Here is an 18,829-nt window from a genome sequence, read left to right as displayed (position 1 = left end):
CATGATTGAACGCGGTAAATACCAATCGCTGACCATGGTCAACTGGAACGGCTTCTTTGCCCGTACTTTTGACATCGATGGTCTGGTCACCACGCTATCAGGTGGTAACGGTGCAGGTAAATCAACCACAATGGCGGCGTTCATCACCGCATTGATTCCTGACCAAACGCTACTGCACTTCCGTAACACAACCGAAGCGGGCAGCAGCCAATCGTCTCGCGACAAAGGTTTGTACGGTAAGCTACAACCGGGCGCGTGTTACGCGGCACTGGACGTGGTGAACTCACGTAACCAACGCCTATTGTTTGCAGTAAAACTGCAGCAAGTTGCGGGTCGTGATAAGAAAGTAGACATCAAACCGTTTGTTATTCAAGGCCTTCCAAGCCATATAAAACCAACAGATATTTTGGTTGAAAGCGTATCTGCGACTCAAGCTCGTGTACGTCAAATCAACGAAGTAAAAGAATCGATCGCGGAATTTGAAGGTGTTCAATTCAAAGCCTTCTCTTCTATTGTTGATTACCACGCACAAATGTTTGAATTCGGTGTGATTCCGAAGAAATTGCGTAACTCTGGTGACCGCTCTAAATTCTACCGCTTGATCGAAGCATCGCTTTACGGTGGTATTTCAAGTGCGATTACGCGCTCGCTACGTGACTACCTTCTGCCACAAAACGGCGGCGTGAAGAAAGCGTTCCAAGATATGGAATCGGCGCTGCGTGAAAACCGCATGACGCTAGAAGCGATCAAAACTACGCAAGCAGACCGTGACTTGTTCAAACACTTGATTACAGAGTCGACCAACTACGTGGCAGCGGACTATATGCGCCATGCCAACGAGCGTCGTAAAAAACTAGAACAGACACTGTCTTTGCGTTCAGAGTTATTTGGTTCTCGCGAGACCTTGATTGAGCAAAACAACCTGCTTAACCGCGTTCAAGAAGAGCTGGAACTGCTGATCGAATCAGAATCTTCTTTAGAGCAAGACTACCAAGCGGCTTCGGATCACTTGCAACTGGTGCAAAACGCGCTGCGTCAGCAAGAGAAGATCGAACGTTACCAAGAAGATCTTGAAGAGCTGAGCGAGCGTCTTGAAGAACAAATGATGGTAGTGGAAGAAGCGCAAGAACGCGTGATGATGGCTGAAGAGCAAGCGACCGTTGCAGAAGAAGAGGTGGACAGCCTTAAGACGCAACTTGCTGATTACCAGCAAGCTCTTGACGTTCAGCAAACTCGCGCGCTTCAATACCAACAAGCCGTTCAAGCGTTGGAGAAAGCGAAGCAGCTACTTGGTGATGACAGCCTAACGGCAGAATCCGCACAAGCGTTAGTGGCGGAGCTGAAAAACAAAGAGACAGAAAATACCAATACGTTGTTGTCTGTGAAACATAAGCTCGATATGTCATCAGCTGCGGCAGAGCAGTTTGATACTGCATTGAAGCTTGTACAGAGCATCGTTGGCCCTGTTGAGCGCAAAGAAGCCTCTAAGCGCGCAAAATTGGCAATCGCTAAAGCTCGAGAATCACAGCAAATTGCACAAAACGAACAGCAATGGCGAGCGCAGCATCGCGATCTTGAGCGTAGCCTCAATCAGCAACGTCAAGCGCGTGAACTGGTTGCTGAATACAAAAAGCAATATCACGTCGAGCTAACCGATGAAGTTACGTTTGAACAAGAACGTGAACGTCATGCGATGCAAATCGAATCACTAGAGATAGCTCAAGAAGAAGTTCGTGATCAGCGTGGTGAACAGCGCCGTCTAGAGCAAAACGCGACGGCAGAAATCAGTAAGCTTGAAGCGATAGCGCCAGCTTGGATTGCGGCGAACGATGCACTAGAGAAATTACGTGAGCAGAGCGGGACAGACCTTGAAGATCGTCATGCGGTAATGAACCACATGCAGGTCGTTCTTGAGCAAGAAAGGGCGCTGTCCTTAGCTAAAGATAAGCTTGCTGAGCGCCGTAGCCAGCTAGACGCTGAGATTGAACGTCTTGCTTCTCCTGGTGGTTCAAACGACCCTCGCCTGAAAGGTTTGGCTGATACTTTAGGCGGTGTATTACTGTCTGAGATCTACGATGACATCACGATTGATGACGCGCCTTACTTCAGTGCGATGTACGGTCCGGCTCGTCACGCTATCGTTGTTTCTGACCTGTCAGGTATCGAAGAGAAACTGGTAGAGCTAGACGACTGTCCAGAAGACTTGTACATCATTGAAGGTGACATCGATGCCTTTGATGACAGCTCGTTCGATGCAGAAGAGTTAGAGGGCGCGGTTTGTGTTCGCATGAACGATCGCCAAATGCGTTACTCTCGCTTGCCTGAGATCCCATTGTTTGGTCGTGCAGCACGTGAGCAGCGTCTAGAGTTGCTGCGTAACGAACGAGAAGAAGTGGTAGAGAAGCACGCAAAAGCGGCGTTTGACTCTCAGAAAATGCAGCGTTTGTACCAAGCATTTAACCAATTTGTGTCTAACCACATTCAAGTGGCTTTTGACGCTGATCCAGAACAAGCACTGGCAACCATTCGTGATAAGCGTAACCAAATTGCTCGCGTGCTGGCGGATCTGGATGCAAAAGAGCAGCAGCAACGCTCTCAGCTTCAAACTAGTAAGCAAGCACTGTCTTCTCTGGACAAGCTAGCATCACACATGGTGCTTGTTGAAGATGAATCATTGCAAGCGCGTTTTGATGAGCTAGAAGAGAAAATCGCTCAGCTTGCAGAGGCGAAAAACTTCTTAAATAATCATGCAAAAGCCGTCGCGCAACTAGAGAATATTGCGTCTGCGCTTGATGCTGACCCAGAGCAATTTGATGCACTAGAAGCAGAATACAAAGCGGCAGATGAACAGTTACAAGATCTTAAGAAGCAAATCTTTGCACTCTCGGATCTGGTTGAACGTCGTCACTACTTCGCTTACTCAGACTCGGTTGATCTTCTGAACAAAAGTAGCGAACTGAGTGAGCAGCTAAAAGCGAAGTTGGTTCAAGCTGAACAGACTCGTACTCGTTTTCGTGAAGAGTTGAAGCAAGCACAAGGACAAATGAACCAATACAACCAAGTATTGGCGTCTTTGAAGAGTTCGCATCAAGCTAAGCAAGAAACCGTACAAGAGTTCAAACAAGAGCTGCAAGAGTATGGCGTAAATGCCGACGAAGGTGCGGAAGAGCGTGCAATGCGCCGTCGTGACGAGCTGCACGAGCGCTTACATACTTCACGTAGTCGTAAGAGTGAATACGAGCGCACGATAACGTCGACCGAGCTTGAGATGAAAGGCTTAGCGAAACGTCTGAAGAAAGTGCAGAAAGAATACGCAGAGCTGCGCAAATTTGTCGTTGCAGCGAAAGCGGGTTGGTGTTCAGTACTTCGCTTAGCGCGTGAAAACGATGTTGAGCGTCGTCTACACAAGCGCGAACTGGCTTACATGTCGGCGGATGAATTGCGTTCGATGTCGGATAAATCATTGGGTGCGCTGCGTTTAGCGGTTGCGAACAATGACGACTTGCGTGATGCGCTGCGTCTATCAGAAGACAACGCACGTCCAGAGCGTAAAGTTCTGTTCTACATTGCTGTATACCAACATCTTCGTGAGCGTATTCGTCAGGATATCATCCGTACTGATGATCCAGTGGAAGCGATTGAAGAGATGGAAGTAGAGCTAGCGCGTCTAACGGAAGAGCTAACGCAACGTGAAAACCGCCTAGCGATCAGTTCTGAGTCGGTAGCGAGCATCATCAAGAAGACGATTCAGCGTGAGCAAAACCGTATTCGTATGCTGAACCAAGGCTTGTCGAATATCTCGTTCGGTCAGGTGAAGGGCGTACGTCTAAACGTGAAAATTCGCGAAAGTCACGAAGTGCTACTGAACGGTCTAGCGACACAACAAGAGCAGCATAAAGATCTGTTCGAATCGACTCGCTTTACCTTCTCTGAAGCAATGGCGAAACTGTTCCAACGTGTGAACCCACATATCGATATGGGTCAACGTTCTCCTCAGGTTCTGGGTGAAGAGCTACTGGATTACCGTAACTACCTAGAGCTAAGTGTAGAAGTGAACCGTGGTACAGATGGTTGGCTACAGGCCGAGTCTGGCGCGCTATCAACAGGTGAAGCGATCGGTACTGGTCAGTCAATCCTTCTGATGGTTGTTCAAAGCTGGGAAGAAGAATCTCGTCGTCTACGCAGCAAAGACATTGTGCCTTGTCGTTTGCTCTTCTTGGATGAAGCAGCGCGTCTGGATGCGAAATCGATCGCGACATTGTTCGAATTGTGTGACCGTCTGGATATGCAGCTTCTTATTGCGGCACCAGAAAACATCAGCCCAGAGAAAGGTACTACCTACAAGTTGGTGCGTAAGGTGTTTAAAGACCATGAGCACGTACACGTAGTTGGTCTACGAGGTTTTGGTCAAAAGACCGAAGCGCAAGAGATGATCGAAGAGTTTGAATCGTAAACTTCGAATCTAGCAAAACGCCCGCATTTATTGCGGGCGTTTTTGTATTTGTTAGCGGGAGGCTTCAAAGCGTATAAAATAAGCCGAGACTGTAGGACGACAGTCTCGGCTTATTAATAGAACTCAGCAGGGAGGCTAAGTTTTATTCCTCTGAAATATCGTCTCTGATATCGATCATTTCAGCAAGCTCTTCAAGTGCTTGGACAGAAAGCTCAGACAAGCGTTGTAAATGCTGGTCTAAGCTCTCTTGTTCTTCAAGCTCTGGTTCATCGTTATCTGTTTCTTTTGTTAGCATTTCTCAACCTCTCAAGTTGAGTAAGGGGAGACCTCATCATACTCAAAAGTTAAAGGAGAAAAGAAACGATCTATGTTGATTCTGTTAGCTCGATCATTGATTCAAGTTATAGGTGAGATAGGTTTGTTTAATAAGACGAGTAGGTAGACGGTTTTGGAAACGGAAACAAAAAACGCCAGCAATCCGAACAATTACTGGCGAATGATATTGTTATTGGCGATTAGAACTGTGGTTTTACCCCAAACTGCTCCGCTGCGTAGGCGACACGTTCAATCGGCTTTGGATACTCGGCAGGTGTGCCGAGGCTCTCTATGTGTTTCAAACGAGGAAGCAAGCCTGCACCATTAGCGATTTGGATTGCTAAGCCAGGACGAGCGTTGAGCTCTAAAACCATAGGCCCTTCTTCTTTATCTAACACCATATCAGTGCCCATGTATCCCAACCCTGTCATCTCCCACGCACTAGACGCAAGCTCAAGCAAGCGCTCCCAGTGCGGGACTTGGAGGGTAGAAAGGTCTTTGCCTGTATCCGGATGGTGGGTGACTGGATGGTCGAATTGCACCGCTCGGATTGCTTTACCTGTGGCGATATCAATGCCCACGCCCACAGCGCCTTGGTGGAGGTTTGCTTTACCGTCCGACGCCGCCGTAGAACAGCGCATCATTGCCATAACAGGGTAGCCTTTAAATACGATGATTCGAACATCAGGCACGCCTTCATAACTGAAGCCATCAAAACAATCATCAAACTTAATCAGGTTCTCAACGACTGCGACGTCGTTTTTACCACCAAGAGAGAAAAGGCCTGCAAGCGCATTACTGATATGACGTTCAACTTCGTCCTTACCAATTGTAGAGCCGGAAGGTTTGGTATAGACCCCATCTTTATGCGAGGTAATAACCAAAATACCCTTACCACCACTACCTTGAGCGGGCTTGATAACAAAACCAGGCCAATCTTGCACCATCTTATGGATGGTCTTTACTTCTGCTTGGTTATGAATAACGCCGATCAGGGCAGGGACTGTCGCCCCTGCTGCCTGCGCAATAATTTTAGTCTTGAGCTTGTCATCAACTAATGGGTATTTAGAACGATCATTGTAACGGCCGATATAACTGTGGTTACGTTTGTTCATTCCCATAATGCCTTTATGGCGAAGCTTAGCTGGCGAAGTAAAACTTTCGAACATCGTTTAGTCCTCCGCTAGTGGTTTGAAACGACGTAACTCAGTTAGACGGTAACCTGTGTAAGTACCTAGCAATAGAATACCGGCCAGAACAATCAACTGTAGACCAATGAAGTTAAAGGTTAGATGCTGAATGTATGAGTTCGTCATCGCTAAGTAAACCAATACTGCGGTGAGCAGTGAGCCCCCACCTTGCAGAGCGACTTCTTTCGCGCCTTCTTCTTCCCATAGGATAGACATACGTTCAATTGTCCAAGACAAGATGATCATAGGGAAGAACGTAATTGTTAAGCCTTCCGTTAAGCCCATCTTAAATGCGACTACTGTGAACACCGAAATGATCATAATAACGGTAATAATGACCGCTGATATCCGTGCTACAAGTAGTAAGTTCAACCTCGATAAGTAACTTCGAATAATCAAGCCTGTGCCAACGATTAGTAAGAAACCGACAATACCCGTTAATAGCTGGGTTTGAACAAACGCAACAGCAATCAGTACTGGCATGAAAGTACCGGATGTTTTTAGACCGATAATCACGCGCAAGAACACCACAATAAGGGCACCGATAGGGATCAGCATGATGGTCTTAAACATCGCTTGTTCTTCAAGAGGCAAGCTATGAATTGAAATATTCAGCAGCCCATCAGCTTCTATCTTGTTGTTCGTCGCTTGCTGTGGAGTCATTTCTTGTTTGATCATTGAGAAATGAACTTGGCTATTTTTACCACCAACAAGATCAAGCAGGGATACATTCGACTCATCCCAAACTAATAAGTTTGGTTTCACGGCTTTCTGTTCGGAATTTGGTGAGAACAGTACCCAATCTTTACCTGACCAAACCTGAACCATTGGTTGAATGGTTTGGCGTCGACGGCCATCTTCTAGTTCGATAACACCGACGGTTTTGCTCTGTATACCTGCGGTAAGCAAAATATTATGTAGTGCATCAGTACGGCTGAAGTCATTCAGTAGTAGCGATGAATTTTGACTGTCTGGGTCATTAAGCGCTTTGATGAGTTCACGAGTAAAGGTCACATTGTCGGCAGAACGACTCATCGCACGCTCAACAAGGGCATTTGCCGCCGCAGCTTGTGGCGCTGATAGCGTTGGTGGCGTAATGTCTTCCGTTGGTGGTAGAGGCGTAACTTTAGCCTGAGGGTCCACTAAGAACTGCGCTTTGTAGTAAATGGTTTGAGGACCTTTGGCCTGACGAATTGACCACTCGGCACGACGTCCAGAATCAGAATTAATGTAGGAAACGCCATAACCAGAAGAGGAAGCGGATTCACCGATAAGCGTATAACCACTTTGTGTATGAGGTGCTGCGAGTGAAGCTTTGACTTCATTGCCGTTAGCATTGAACTCAATACGTGCCTCTACATCCCATACCTGACGAGTTTCGCCTGGTGTCCAAGGCACGCCGTAGTTTTCATGTCTGAAAACACTCAAAGCAATGCCCGCAATCACCAATAAGATGATTGAAAGGTAAAACGGTATTTTTGACGTCATAATCTACCTTATTATTTTTTATCTTCGTCCGTTTGGATATAGGTACGACTTACATCGACAAGTGCGATGTCGCGCATAAATTCTCTACCCAGTAAAATAGGATGGTTCATATGCGAGCGATCTGCCAACGTAAATTGCGCTTTTTCATGAATTTTTCCAACGCGCACCCAAAGTTCGACTACAGCGCGACGTTCTAGTTCTTCACTGGTAACTTGGCGAATTTTTACGTAACGAATGACTGGCGCTTCGATCCAAGTATTTTTTTCTTCTTCAGATTTACTGGTATCTGCCAGGTGGAATCGAACCCAGTTTTTGCCGTTTCTTTCGAACTCTTCAATATCAACTGCATTTAAAGATGAGGTTGCGGCACCGGTGTCGACACGTGCATCAAAAGTCTGCTTAATGGAGTCGATAGTGACCTTTTCAATTGAGCCAAGGACAATATCATGAGTTGGTGTTGGTTCCACAGGAGCAGGAGATTGGACAATAATCGGCTCTTTTGGCTTTTTCACTTCTGCCATTGCTTCATCGCGAAATGTCAGAAGTTCAACCTGTAGTTTATCGACTTGTTCTTCAAGGCTGTCGATATAGTCCGATTGGTTGCTGAGCTGAAGCTCTAAGTTAGTAATGCGATTATTGACATTCGCTTCTGAAGTTTGAATAGCCGCTAACGTTTCTTGGTGGTACTGTTCGCCTTTGGTTAGTGAGCATCCAGATAGTAAGGCGATGGCAACAATCGGGGTCAATCGTAATAACATTGAAAACCTTGGGATTGGATTAAGTTGTTTATTTTTTAGGAGTTTAGCTCATATCGATAAAGCCTCACAAGTAAGAATGTTTCTCTATTACTTATTGTTTGAGGAATAGTGATGAAAAGCTAAAAATCAAGGACATAAAAGCGCATCCTTATTTAGAGCGTGCTTATGTTTTGATGTAACAAATGGACTCGAAAAACAAACACGCTCAGTACGAGGAAAGAGGGTAATGTCTTAACTCGTAAAATGAGTTAAGACAATGTCAGGAATCTCAGCGAATTATGGTTTGCGAGCGACAAGAACCGCGCGGCGAGGGGCAGGGTAACCTTCTACAGTCTTGCTTGGGTTGTTCGGATCTAGATAGTCTGGTAGAGAGTTATGCGTCATCCAATCTGTGGTACGTTGTTCATCAACTGAAGTGACGTTTTCATCAACGATGCGCACATCTTCAAATCCTACCAACTCTAACCACACTTTCAGCGCTTTTGCTGAAGGGAAGAAATAGACATTACGCATTTGTGCGTAACGAGAAGTTGGAACCAACACTGCATTCTCATCACCTTCAATCACTAGTGTTTCTAGTACGAGTTCACCACCAGACACTAATTGATCTTTTAGCTGCACCAAGTGATCCAGTGGAGAGCGACGGTGGTAAAGCACGCCCATGCTGAATACCGTGTCGAACGCTTCTAACTTAGGTAGTTGTTCAATACCCAACGGCAGTAGGTGCGCACGTTGGTCATCTCCCATTAGTTTACGAATTGCTTCGAACTGAATTAGGAACAGGTGAGATGGATCGATACCGACGGTTAAGCGTGCACCTTCACCCAGCATACGCCACATGTGGTAGCCGTTACCACAACCAACATCGAGTACGCTGCGGTTCTTTAATGGAGAAATATGCGGAAGCACGCGGTCCCATTTCCAATCACTGCGCCACTCAGTATCAATATGAATGCCGTGTACGTGGTATGGCCCTTTGCGCCACGGATGGAATGTACGAAGTAAGTTCTCTAATTTCTTCAGCTCACCTTCATGGAAAGGTGTGTCGTTGCTGATGGTCACTGAATTCTTGATATCAATTTGATCCGGTGAGCCTTCTGGAATCTTGTTCAGTGCTTTCAACCAGCGCCCAAAGTCACCGTGCTCTGCATTTTGCCAATCCGTTAGCTGTTGTGGTAGCACATTGAGCCAAGGTTGAAGACGTGTGTCTTGAGCAATCAATTGGTAGAAGTTTGCAAAGTTAAACATAGTTAGTTAATCGCTGAGTTGATGGTATTAAAATTATTAAATAACAGCCTAAATCGGCGTGATTCAGGGCCTTTGTATGCAAGGTTTATTTAATTGCGAACATAGAGCCAAAGTTAAAGCATTGGAACCAAACATCGTAGCTAGAAAAGCCAATTTTAGCGAAACGCTCTTTATGCTCTTTCTTTGAATCTGGGCGCATTACGTTTTCTATCGCGCTGCGCTTTTGGCTGATTTCTAGTTCGCTATAACCATTTGCACGTTTAAAGTCGTGGTGAAGGTCAATTAATAGCTCGTTTGACACTTCATCTTCAAAGACGAATTTCTCCGACAAAATCAAAATTCCGCCTGGACGTAGACCTGCATAGATTCGTTCAAGCAGGGCGTAACGATCGTCTGGAGAAAGAAATTGCAGAGTAAAGTTCAGTACGACAACCGATGCGTTTTCAATATCGATATTACGGATATCCGCTTCAACCACATCTACAGGAGTATCGCTTCGGTACGCGTTTACATGTAATTTGCAACGCTCAACCATTGCAGGTGAATTGTCGACCGCAATGATCTTACAGCCTTCTTGTTTGATATGACGACGCATAGACAGCGTAGCAGCACCCAAAGAGCAACCTAGGTCGTAGATGTTTGAGTGAGGTTTTACAAAACGCTCTGCCAGCATACCAATTGCAGAAATAATGTTGCTGTAACCCGGCACCGATCGTTGAATCATGTCAGGAAATACTTCCGCTACGCGTTCATCGAACGTGAAATCCCCAATTTTATCGATTGGAGCCGAAAAAATAGTATCTGGATTGCTCTTAGGGTTCATAACCAAGTCTCTGCATACAAGCCGCCTGAAAACGTCAGGCACCAAAAAAGGCGCGTATTTTATGGGAATTTCACGCCTCTGTCATGTGTTGCGTTAGAACATCTGCAACTGAGAGTTGCCATCGTTAGCCGGGAAAGATGCCAAGTCAGGAAGTGTTATACGCTTTTGTATGTCTTTATACAGATTGGCTGCCAACTCCGGCGCAATTATATTGTCCGCAGTATGGATCATGACATACGGCTGCTTACCTTCGGCAATCCATTGCGGCAACTTGCTGAGCCATGGTGTAAAAAACTCGTAATTTTGCTGTTCTTCTGGATGACCAATAAAGCGAATCAAAGGGTGTGAAGCGGTAGCAATGGCGTGGACTGGTACTCTTGGTTTTTTCATTTGCGCATCAATGATCGCTTCATTGTCTGGCTTAGCGGCAAAGACAGGGCGGCTATCCATAATAATGCGGTCAATGTTATTTTCTACTAACCATTGGTTAAGCGCTCGCTCTTCTTCACCTTTGGAGAAAAATGCCATATGACGAACCTCAACACCAAGAGGGAAGTTAGGTGGAAAGCTCGCACAGAACTTTTTCAGTCGATCAAGGTGCTCAGGGCCAAATGCCGCTGGCAATTGAATTGTCCATTGCCCCACACGGTCATGCAACGGCTCCATGACTTTCATGAAGTCTCTCAGCTGTTCGCTGCAACCTCTTAGCATTTGCTCATGAGTGATGGCTTTAGGAAGTTTGAAAGTAAAGCGAAAATCATCTTGGGTTGCTGCTCTCCAGTTTTGCACCGTGTTGAGCGTCGGCGTGGCATAAAATGTCGTGTTGCCTTCTACGGTATGGAACACCTGTGCATACTTTTCTAAACGTTCAGCGGGCTTTGTCCCGCTGCCGTAAAAGCTTTGCTGCCATTGATTATGCGACCACATTGTCAATCCAAGTCGAAGAGGTAAGTTATCCATTATTCTTTACTGCTTGCTACTCGTGTGAATACTTTACGAGAGTTTTGCTGAAATAGGTAATTTCACGCTATAATCCCCACCAATTTTTTCGCTTTGGTGCGCTTTTGAACATTTGTTGTACTAAAAAGCACCAGTGAATGATAAAACACACTTAATTGTATGTTGAGTAGTCGATTTTCGTGGACATTCAGCGTATAACTGAATCTTTACTCTGCTTGGCAATGAGGCTGACAGAGCGTAGTTAACAACATTTGAGAGATTGGGAATTTCATTATGCGTACCCATTACTGTGGTCACCTGAACAAGTCCCTTGCAGGACAAACTGTAGAACTTTGCGGCTGGGTTAACCGTCGTCGTGATTTAGGCGGTCTTATTTTTATTGATATGCGAGATCGCGAAGGTATCGTTCAGGTAGTTGTTGATCCAGATATGGCGGATGCGTATGAAGTGGCTAACACACTTCGTAATGAATTCTGTATCAAACTAACGGGTGAAGTACGCGTTCGTCCAGAAAGCCAAGCAAACAAAGACATGGCAACAGGTGAAGTTGAGATCCTTGCGACAGGTCTTGAAATCATCAACCGCAGTGACGTTTTGCCTCTAGACTTCAACCAAAAGAACTCTGAAGAGCAACGTCTGAAGTACCGTTACTTAGACCTTCGTCGTCCAGAAATGAGTGACCGCATCAAGCTACGTGCTAAAGCATCTAGCTTTGTTCGTCGTTTCCTAGATGACAACGGCTTCCTAGATATCGAAACACCAGTACTAACGAAAGCGACACCAGAAGGCGCGCGTGACTACCTAGTACCTAGCCGTGTTCACAAAGGCAGCTTCTACGCGCTTCCTCAGTCTCCACAGCTATTCAAACAGCTTCTAATGATGTCTGGTTTTGACCGTTACTACCAAATCGTTAAGTGTTTCCGTGATGAAGACTTGCGTGCTGACCGTCAGCCAGAATTCACTCAGATCGATATCGAAACGTCATTCATGACGGCTGACCAAGTACGTGAAGTGACGGAAAACATGGTTCGCGATATGTGGCAAGAGCTACTAAACGTAGACCTAGGTCAGTTCCCAGTAATGCCATTCAGCGAAGCGATTCGCCGTTTCGGTTCTGACAAGCCAGACCTACGTAACCCACTAGAGCTAGTAGACGTTGCTGACCTAGTGAAAGACGTTGAGTTCAAAGTATTCTCTGGCCCAGCAAACGACGAGAAAGGCCGCGTTGCCGTTATTCGCGTTCCAGATGGTGCATCTTTGACTCGTAAGCAAATTGATGGCTACGGTGAATTCGTTGGTATCTACGGTGCGAAAGGTCTAGCTTGGATGAAGGTTAACGACCGTGCAGCAGGCATGGAAGGTATCCAATCTCCAGTCGCTAAGTTCCTAAACGAAGATGTGATCAACGCTATCCTAGATCGCACTCAAGCGGAATCTGGTGACATTATCCTATTTGGCGCTGATAAAGCGGGCATCGTTGCAGAAGCAATGGGTGCACTGCGTCTGAAGCTAGGTAAAGATCTAGAGCTAACTGACGAATCAGCATGGGCTCCACTATGGGTTGTTGACTTCCCAATGTTCGAAGAAGATGACGAAGGCAACCTACACGCGATGCACCACCCATTCACGTCACCTCTAGGTGTGACTGCGGAAGAGCTAAAAGCGAACCCAGCTGCGGCAAACTCTAACGCTTACGATATGGTTCTAAATGGTTACGAAGTTGGCGGCGGTTCTGTTCGTATCCACAACGCAGATATGCAAGAAGCCGTATTTGATATTCTAGGCATCACACCTGAAGAGCAACAGCTTAAGTTTGGCTTCCTGCTTGATGCACTGAAATTCGGTACGCCTCCACACGCTGGTCTTGCATTCGGTCTTGACCGTCTAGTGATGCTGCTATGTGGTACCGAGAACATCCGTGATGTTATTGCATTCCCGAAAACAACAGCAGCGGCGTGTCTACTAACAGACGCACCAAGCATTGCGAACCCAGCAGCGCTAGAAGAGCTAGCAATCGCAGTGACTGCAGCGAAAGAAAAAGACGCAGAATAAGCGCACAACATTTGAAGAAAGCTCCCGCAACTGCGGGAGTTTTTGTTTAAATAAACCCAAGAAACTTCCAAAGCAATTTCCCAAGCAACGCTTTTTAGCTCATGTTTGCTATTAAGCGTCAAAATACATTAAAAGGTGAATTATGGCAGGTCATAGTAAATGGGCGAATATTCGTCACCGTAAAGCAGCGCAAGATGCGAAGCGCGGCAAAATCTTTACCAAATTAATCCGTGAAATCGTTGTTGCAGCAAAAGAGGGAGGCGGTGAGCCAGAAAATAACCCACGTTTGCGAGCTGCAATTGATAAAGCGTTGTCTAACAACATGACGCGTGACACTGTCAACCGCGCTGTCAGTCGAGGTGCTGGTGGTGAAGGCGATGACAATATGGAAACCGTAATCTATGAAGGTTATGGTCCGGGTGGTACTGCGGTTATGGTCGAATGTATGACGGATAACCGAAATCGCACAGTATCAGGCGTACGCCATGCGTTCTCGAAGTCAGGAGGCAATCTGGGTACGGATGGTAGTGTAAACTATCTTTTCGACAAGAAAGGCGTGATCTCATACGCCCCAGGTTTAGATGAAGATGCGGTGATGGAAGTGGCGTTAGAAAGTGGCGCTGATGACATCGAAACATCAGAAGATGGCTCGATTGATGTTTACACCGTACCAAGCGATTTTGGACTCGTAAAAGATGCCCTTGATGCTGCAGGTTTTGAGGCGGAGAACGCCGAAGTGTCGCTTATCCCTTCAACGAAAGCAGAACTGGATGTGGACACTGCGCCAAAACTGCTTCGTTTGATTGACGCTTTAGAAGATCTGGACGATGTTCAGGAGGTTTATCACAACGGTGACATCTCTGACGACGTTGCAGCCTCTCTAGAGTAAACTCAATGTGCAGTGAGCGGTATTCGCTCCGAAATTAGAAAGTAATAATAAGAAATTGAGGTCGCATTCGGCCTCATTTTTAGGAACATTCATGTCAATTATTTTGGGCATTGACCCAGGTTCACGCATTACCGGTTATGGGGTCATTCGTCAAAATGGACGCCATTTGCAATACCTTGGTAGTGGCTGTATTCGTACTTCAGAAAAAGAACTTCCGGGCCGTCTTAAGCAGATTTACGCTGGCGTCACGGAAATCATTACTCAGTTTCAACCGGACGTATTTGCGATTGAACAAGTGTTTATGGCTAAAAATGCGGATTCAGCATTAAAGCTTGGCCAGGCTCGTGGCAGCGCAATTGTTGCTGCGGTGAATGCAGAGTTGCCGGTATACGAATACGCCGCGCGTCTTATTAAGCAAGCTGTAGTCGGTACTGGTGGTGCGGACAAAGCGCAAGTTCAGCATATGGTTCAGCAGATGCTTAAACTGCCCGCCAAGCCTCAAGCGGATGCAGCCGATGCTTTAGGTGTGGCGATTTGTCATGCCAATACGAACAAAACTCTCGTTGCCTTAGCGGGCAAAGCAACCAGTGCCAGAAAAGGGCGCTACCGATAAAATTAACTGGATGTCTATCCAGTTCTTTATTATCCTGTCGCAAATTCATTTCCAAAGAGTATTTATAGTGATTGGACGTCTTCGTGGCACACTGATTGAAAAACAACCACCTGAAGTATTAATTGAAGTTAATGGCATTGGTTATGAAGTCCAGATGCCAATGAGCTGTTTTTACGAGCTGCCAAATGTTGGCGAAGAAGCCATTATTTATACTCACTTTGTCGTCCGTGAAGATGCACAATTGCTATACGGTTTCAACACAGTAAAAGAACGAGCACTTTTCCGTGAAGTGATCAAAGCCAATGGCGTTGGTCCTAAACTCGGTCTTGGTATTCTCTCTGGTATGACAGCAACGCAATTTGTTACTTGTGTGGAACATGAAGACGTTTCTACGCTGGTTAAGCTTCCAGGCGTTGGCAAGAAAACCGCAGAGCGATTGGTTGTTGAAATGAAAGACCGCTTGAAAGGGTGGGGCGCTGGCGATCTATTTACACCATTTACGGATGCTGCTCCTGCGGATTCTCGTGCGTCTGACTCAAACAGCGCTGAAGAAGAGGCAATCAGTGCGCTGCTTGCTTTGGGGTACAAGCCTACTCAGGCATCGAAAGTGGTGTCTCAAATTGCTAAACCGGACATGAGCAGTGAGCAAATGATCCGTGAAGCTCTAAAATCAATGGTGTAACGCTGGTTTCACAGTGAGCATTTGTTCAAGATAACTCATTCTCTAAGGCTAATGCCAATCGCTTAACGATGTTTTTTTGTCTCATTCCAGCGAGCCTTGGCGAGACTAGGAATCTAATAGCAGCGCGCTGAGCGGTTAATGAAACAATTTTGACCATAAAGTGCTCGGATAGAAGATCCTGTATCACGCTCCTTCGTCGCTGTACAGGATGACGAGATACAGAAATATGCCACTTGCTGTTAAACGAGCGGCATTATTCTCTCAGGTAACCATTTTTCAAGGTAAAAAGATGATTGAAGCCGATCGTTTAATCGCTCCAGAAAACCCTGCCTTTCGTGATGAAGATGTCATTGACCGTGCTATTCGACCAAAGAAGTTGGCGGATTACCAAGGTCAGGACCACGTTCGTGACCAAATGGAGATTTTCATCAAAGCCGCTCAGTTACGTAGTGAAGCTCTTGATCACCTGTTAATTTTTGGCCCTCCGGGTTTGGGTAAAACCACGCTAGCAAATATTGTCGCCAACGAGATGGAAGTAAACATCCGTACTACTTCAGGGCCAGTTCTTGAAAAAGCAGGCGATTTAGCCGCGTTGCTAACCAACCTAGAAGAAAATGACGTTCTATTTATTGACGAAATTCACCGCTTAAGCCCGATGGTTGAAGAGGTTCTGTATCCGGCGATGGAAGATTATCAACTGGATATTATGATCGGTGAAGGTCCGGCCGCTCGTTCTATTAAGATCGATTTGCCACCGTTTACTTTGATTGGTGCAACGACCCGAGCTGGCTCTTTAACGTCACCATTACGCGATCGTTTTGGTATTACTCAGCGTCTTGAGTTTTATAAGATAAAAGACCTACAAGATATTGTGCAGCGCAGCGCGGATTGTTTAGGTTTGTCAATGGAACCTGAAGGCGCCTTGGAAGTGGCAAGACGTGCACGTGGCACACCACGTATTGCTAACCGTCTACTACGTCGTGTTCGCGATTATGCGGAAGTGAAAGGAAATGGTCACATTTGTGCAGAGGTTGCCGACAAAGCGCTGAATATGCTTGATGTGGATGCCGAAGGTTTCGATTATATGGACCGCAAACTGCTACTCGCAATTATGGAGAAATTTGGTGGTGGTCCGGTCGGACTCGATAACATGGCGGCAGCGATTGGTGAAGAAAAGGATACTATCGAAGACGTTCTTGAGCCTTATCTTATTCAGCAAGGTTATTTGCAACGCACTCCGCGTGGAAGAATCGCGACAGATCGTGCGTATTTGCATTTCGGAATTGAAAAATAAGATTCCCTCGCTGGGCCTTTGCTGCCCAGCGCTTCATTAAAGTTGACCAAACTCACATTTTTTGAATTTCTTCTCATACCAGTTTAGTAAGTAAAAAGCATTGATTGTTAACTCTATGTTTGCTCGCAACTGGTTAATTTCTCTCCTGATTACTCTCTCTTAACATCCGTATCTAATACTGGTTGATCTGGATCAATGTGATGGATTTTTGTGCAAATTCCGCGCATAAACATTGATGTATATCAAAGCGCATCCGGCTATAAACCTTTTGAAACAATCTGTTTTTACAAGTAATATTAGCCCTAGCTATATTAGCTGATGCTTAACAATTAACTAACCAATGAAGCACATTTTTGCAACAATGAGTTGTGATAATTCAACATTTTTCAAGTGTAAATAACACTTGAATATGGATTGCAATATGTAGAGAGTGTCATTCAGCCGACACATAGGAGTTACCATGATTGACGTAGTTGATCTATCGCGGTTGCAGTTTGCACTGACAGCGATGTATCACTTCCTATTCGTACCATTGACCCTTGGTATGGCCTTCCTTCTGGCCATTATGGAATCGATGTACGTAATGACGAACAAGCAAATCTACAAGGACATGACCAAGTTCTGGGGTAAGCTATTCGGTATTAACTTTGCACTTGGTGTGGCGACAGGCCTTACCATGGAATTCCAGTTTGGTACGAACTGGTCTTACTACTCCCACTATGTAGGTGACATCTTCGGTGCGCCGCTAGCGATCGAAGCCCTTGTCGCATTCTTCCTGGAGTCAACTTTTGTTGGTCTATTCTTCTTCGGGTGGGATCGTCTATCTAAACGTCAACACTTAGCGGTTACTTGGCTTGTGGCACTGGGCTCTAACTTCTCTGCACTTTGGATTCTTATCGCAAACGGCTGGATGCAAAACCCAGTAGGCGCGGACTTCAACTTCGAAACCATGCGAATGGAAATGGTAAGCTTCTCTGAAGTTGTACTAAACCCAGTTGCTCAGGTTAAGTTCGTGCATACGGTTGCTTCTGGTTACACTTGTGGCGCAATGTTTATTCTAGGCATCAGTTCATACTACCTATTAAAAGGTCGTGACATTGCGTTTGCTCGTCGTTCATTTGCTATCGCTGCTTCTTTCGGTATTGCGGCTATCTTATCTACCATCGTTCTTGGCGATGAATCTGGCTACGAGCTTGGTGAAGTTCAAAAAGTGAAGCTTGCTGCAATTGAAGCAGAGTGGCACACAGAACCAGCTCCAGCAGCGTTTACGTTGTTTGGTGTTCCTAACCAAGAAACCATGCACACAGATTACGCAATCAAGATCCCTTACGTAATGGGTATCATCGCGACACGTTCTTTTGATGAGCAAGTAACAGGTCTTCGTGACCTACGTGATGAGCACGTCGATCGTATTCGTGACGGTATGTACGCTTATGAACTTCTTGAGAAGCTTCGTGCGGGCGACAAGTCAGAAGAAAACATGACTGCGTTTGATGAAGTGAAGGGTGACCTAGGTTACGGTCTACTTCTAAAACGCTACACAGACAATGTTGTTGATGCGACAGAAGAGCAAATCCAAGCTGCTGCGGATGACTCAATCCCAACAGTATGGCCGCTATTCTGGTCATTCCGTATCATGGTTGCTTGTGGTTTCATCATGCTATTCGTTTTCGGTGCGGCATTTATTCAAACGTGTCGTCAGAAGATCGAACAGAAACAATGGATTCTTAAAGCTGCACTATTCAGCATCCCACTACCGTGGATTGCGATTGAAGCGGGTTGGTTCGTCGCTGAGTACGGTCGTCAGCCATGGGCTGTTGGTGAAATTTTACCAGTGCACGTTGCAGCTTCTGCATTAACTGCTGGCGAAATCTGGACTTCACTATTCGCAATTCTGGCGCTATACACGGTATTCCTGGTTGCAGAAGTTTACCTAATGTTGAAATTCGCTCGTAAAGGCCCAAGTAGCCTGAAAACGGGTCGCTACCACTTCGAGCAAAATGCTGACTCTGTTGAAGACAAAGTTAGTCGCCAAGTAGAAGCGTAAGGTAAGGAGATAACAAG

General features: G+C 45.9%; 14 protein-coding genes. 7 read left to right on the top strand and 7 right to left on the bottom strand.

Features of this window, described 5'->3' with window-relative positions; genetic code table 11:
• The first annotated feature begins 1 nt into the window (after nt 1).
• Nucleotides 2-4,453, top strand: coding sequence for a chromosome partition protein MukB (mukB, locus tag NB463_RS14190; RefSeq protein WP_258430690.1), 4,452 nt, complete (start codon nt 2-4; stop codon nt 4,451-4,453).
• Between the two features lie 142 nt (nt 4,454-4,595).
• Here the strand turns inward: mukB and NB463_RS14185 are convergent, their stop codons facing one another.
• The 7 genes from NB463_RS14185 to NB463_RS14155 form a co-directional block, all read right to left on the bottom strand.
• A complete protein-coding gene (locus NB463_RS14185; RefSeq protein WP_005390736.1) occupies nt 4,596-4,748 on the bottom strand; it encodes a hypothetical protein in 153 nt (50 codons plus the stop codon).
• 220 nt (nt 4,749-4,968) lie between these two features.
• Nucleotides 4,969-5,937 (bottom strand): alpha-L-glutamate ligase-like protein, encoded by a 969-nt coding sequence (locus NB463_RS14180; protein WP_005390739.1) that lies wholly within the window; start codon nt 5,935-5,937, stop codon nt 4,969-4,971.
• Nucleotides 5,938-5,940: 3 nt separating this feature from the next.
• Nucleotides 5,941-7,446, bottom strand: a complete 1,506-nt coding sequence (locus tag NB463_RS14175; RefSeq protein ID WP_005390741.1) for an inactive transglutaminase family protein — start codon at nt 7,444-7,446, stop codon at nt 5,941-5,943.
• A gap of 11 nt (nt 7,447-7,457) precedes the next feature.
• On the bottom strand, nt 7,458-8,204 hold the full coding sequence (locus tag NB463_RS14170; RefSeq protein ID WP_012841986.1) for an ATP-dependent zinc protease family protein: 747 nt from the start codon (nt 8,202-8,204) through the stop codon (nt 7,458-7,460).
• 276 nt (nt 8,205-8,480) lie between these two features.
• Nucleotides 8,481-9,452: a tRNA 5-methoxyuridine(34)/uridine 5-oxyacetic acid(34) synthase CmoB gene (gene cmoB, locus NB463_RS14165; protein WP_109168520.1), complete on the bottom strand. Its 972-nt coding sequence runs from the start codon at nt 9,450-9,452 to the stop codon at nt 8,481-8,483.
• An 85-nt stretch (nt 9,453-9,537) separates the two neighbouring features.
• The gene (gene cmoA / locus NB463_RS14160; RefSeq protein ID WP_048626189.1) at nt 9,538-10,275 is read right to left on the bottom strand and encodes a carboxy-S-adenosyl-L-methionine synthase CmoA; all 738 of its coding nucleotides are present in this window, start codon (nt 10,273-10,275) and stop codon (nt 9,538-9,540) included.
• A 93-nt stretch (nt 10,276-10,368) separates the two neighbouring features.
• On the bottom strand, nt 10,369-11,202 hold the full coding sequence (locus NB463_RS14155; protein WP_258430665.1) for a DUF72 domain-containing protein: 834 nt from the start codon (nt 11,200-11,202) through the stop codon (nt 10,369-10,371).
• Between the two features lie 306 nt (nt 11,203-11,508).
• Between NB463_RS14155 and aspS the strand changes: the two genes are divergently transcribed.
• The 6 genes from aspS (at nt 11,509) to cydA (ending at nt 18,812) form a co-directional block, all read left to right on the top strand.
• Complete coding sequence (gene aspS, locus NB463_RS14150) at nt 11,509-13,287, top strand: aspartate--tRNA ligase (RefSeq protein ID WP_256894872.1); 1,779 nt, start codon at nt 11,509-11,511, stop codon at nt 13,285-13,287.
• Between the two features lie 142 nt (nt 13,288-13,429).
• Complete coding sequence (locus NB463_RS14145) at nt 13,430-14,176, top strand: YebC/PmpR family DNA-binding transcriptional regulator (RefSeq protein ID WP_047008558.1); 747 nt, start codon at nt 13,430-13,432, stop codon at nt 14,174-14,176.
• A 91-nt stretch (nt 14,177-14,267) separates the two neighbouring features.
• A complete protein-coding gene (ruvC, locus tag NB463_RS14140; RefSeq protein ID WP_012841980.1) occupies nt 14,268-14,789 on the top strand; it encodes a crossover junction endodeoxyribonuclease RuvC in 522 nt (173 codons plus the stop codon).
• A gap of 67 nt (nt 14,790-14,856) precedes the next feature.
• A complete protein-coding gene (ruvA, locus tag NB463_RS14135; protein ID WP_258430663.1) occupies nt 14,857-15,471 on the top strand; it encodes a Holliday junction branch migration protein RuvA in 615 nt (204 codons plus the stop codon).
• A gap of 289 nt (nt 15,472-15,760) precedes the next feature.
• On the top strand, nt 15,761-16,765 hold the full coding sequence (gene ruvB / locus NB463_RS14130; RefSeq protein ID WP_031780162.1) for a Holliday junction branch migration DNA helicase RuvB: 1,005 nt from the start codon (nt 15,761-15,763) through the stop codon (nt 16,763-16,765).
• 460 nt (nt 16,766-17,225) lie between these two features.
• Nucleotides 17,226-18,812: a cytochrome ubiquinol oxidase subunit I gene (gene cydA, locus NB463_RS14125; RefSeq protein ID WP_012841977.1), complete on the top strand. Its 1,587-nt coding sequence runs from the start codon at nt 17,226-17,228 to the stop codon at nt 18,810-18,812.
• The last annotated feature ends 17 nt before the right edge of the window (nt 18,813-18,829 follow it).

Origin of the sequence: Vibrio sp. RM-41-2B, assembly GCF_024744415.1 — a bacterium.
GTDB classification, from domain to species: Bacteria; Pseudomonadota; Gammaproteobacteria; order Enterobacterales; family Vibrionaceae; genus Vibrio; species Vibrio diabolicus.
This window is presented reverse-complemented; position numbering and strand designations above follow the sequence as displayed.

What these genes read in the sequence shown, in the direction of transcription:
- mukB (WP_258430690.1), top strand. Translation starts at nt 2, where the DNA reads ATGATTGAACGCGGTAAATACCAATCGCTGACCATGGTCAACTGGAAC.
- NB463_RS14185 (WP_005390736.1), bottom strand. Translation starts at nt 4,748, where the DNA reads ATGCTAACAAAAGAAACAGATAACGATGAACCAGAGCTTGAAGAACAA.
- NB463_RS14180 (WP_005390739.1), bottom strand. Translation starts at nt 5,937, where the DNA reads ATGTTCGAAAGTTTTACTTCGCCAGCTAAGCTTCGCCATAAAGGCATT.
- NB463_RS14175 (WP_005390741.1), bottom strand. Translation starts at nt 7,446, where the DNA reads ATGACGTCAAAAATACCGTTTTACCTTTCAATCATCTTATTGGTGATT.
- NB463_RS14170 (WP_012841986.1), bottom strand. Translation starts at nt 8,204, where the DNA reads ATGTTATTACGATTGACCCCGATTGTTGCCATCGCCTTACTATCTGGA.
- cmoB (WP_109168520.1), bottom strand. Translation starts at nt 9,452, where the DNA reads ATGTTTAACTTTGCAAACTTCTACCAATTGATTGCTCAAGACACACGT.
- cmoA (WP_048626189.1), bottom strand. Translation starts at nt 10,275, where the DNA reads ATGAACCCTAAGAGCAATCCAGATACTATTTTTTCGGCTCCAATCGAT.
- NB463_RS14155 (WP_258430665.1), bottom strand. Translation starts at nt 11,202, where the DNA reads ATGTGGTCGCATAATCAATGGCAGCAAAGCTTTTACGGCAGCGGGACA.
- aspS (WP_256894872.1), top strand. Translation starts at nt 11,509, where the DNA reads ATGCGTACCCATTACTGTGGTCACCTGAACAAGTCCCTTGCAGGACAA.
- NB463_RS14145 (WP_047008558.1), top strand. Translation starts at nt 13,430, where the DNA reads ATGGCAGGTCATAGTAAATGGGCGAATATTCGTCACCGTAAAGCAGCG.
- ruvC (WP_012841980.1), top strand. Translation starts at nt 14,268, where the DNA reads ATGTCAATTATTTTGGGCATTGACCCAGGTTCACGCATTACCGGTTAT.
- ruvB (WP_031780162.1), top strand. Translation starts at nt 15,761, where the DNA reads ATGATTGAAGCCGATCGTTTAATCGCTCCAGAAAACCCTGCCTTTCGT.
- cydA (WP_012841977.1), top strand. Translation starts at nt 17,226, where the DNA reads ATGATTGACGTAGTTGATCTATCGCGGTTGCAGTTTGCACTGACAGCG.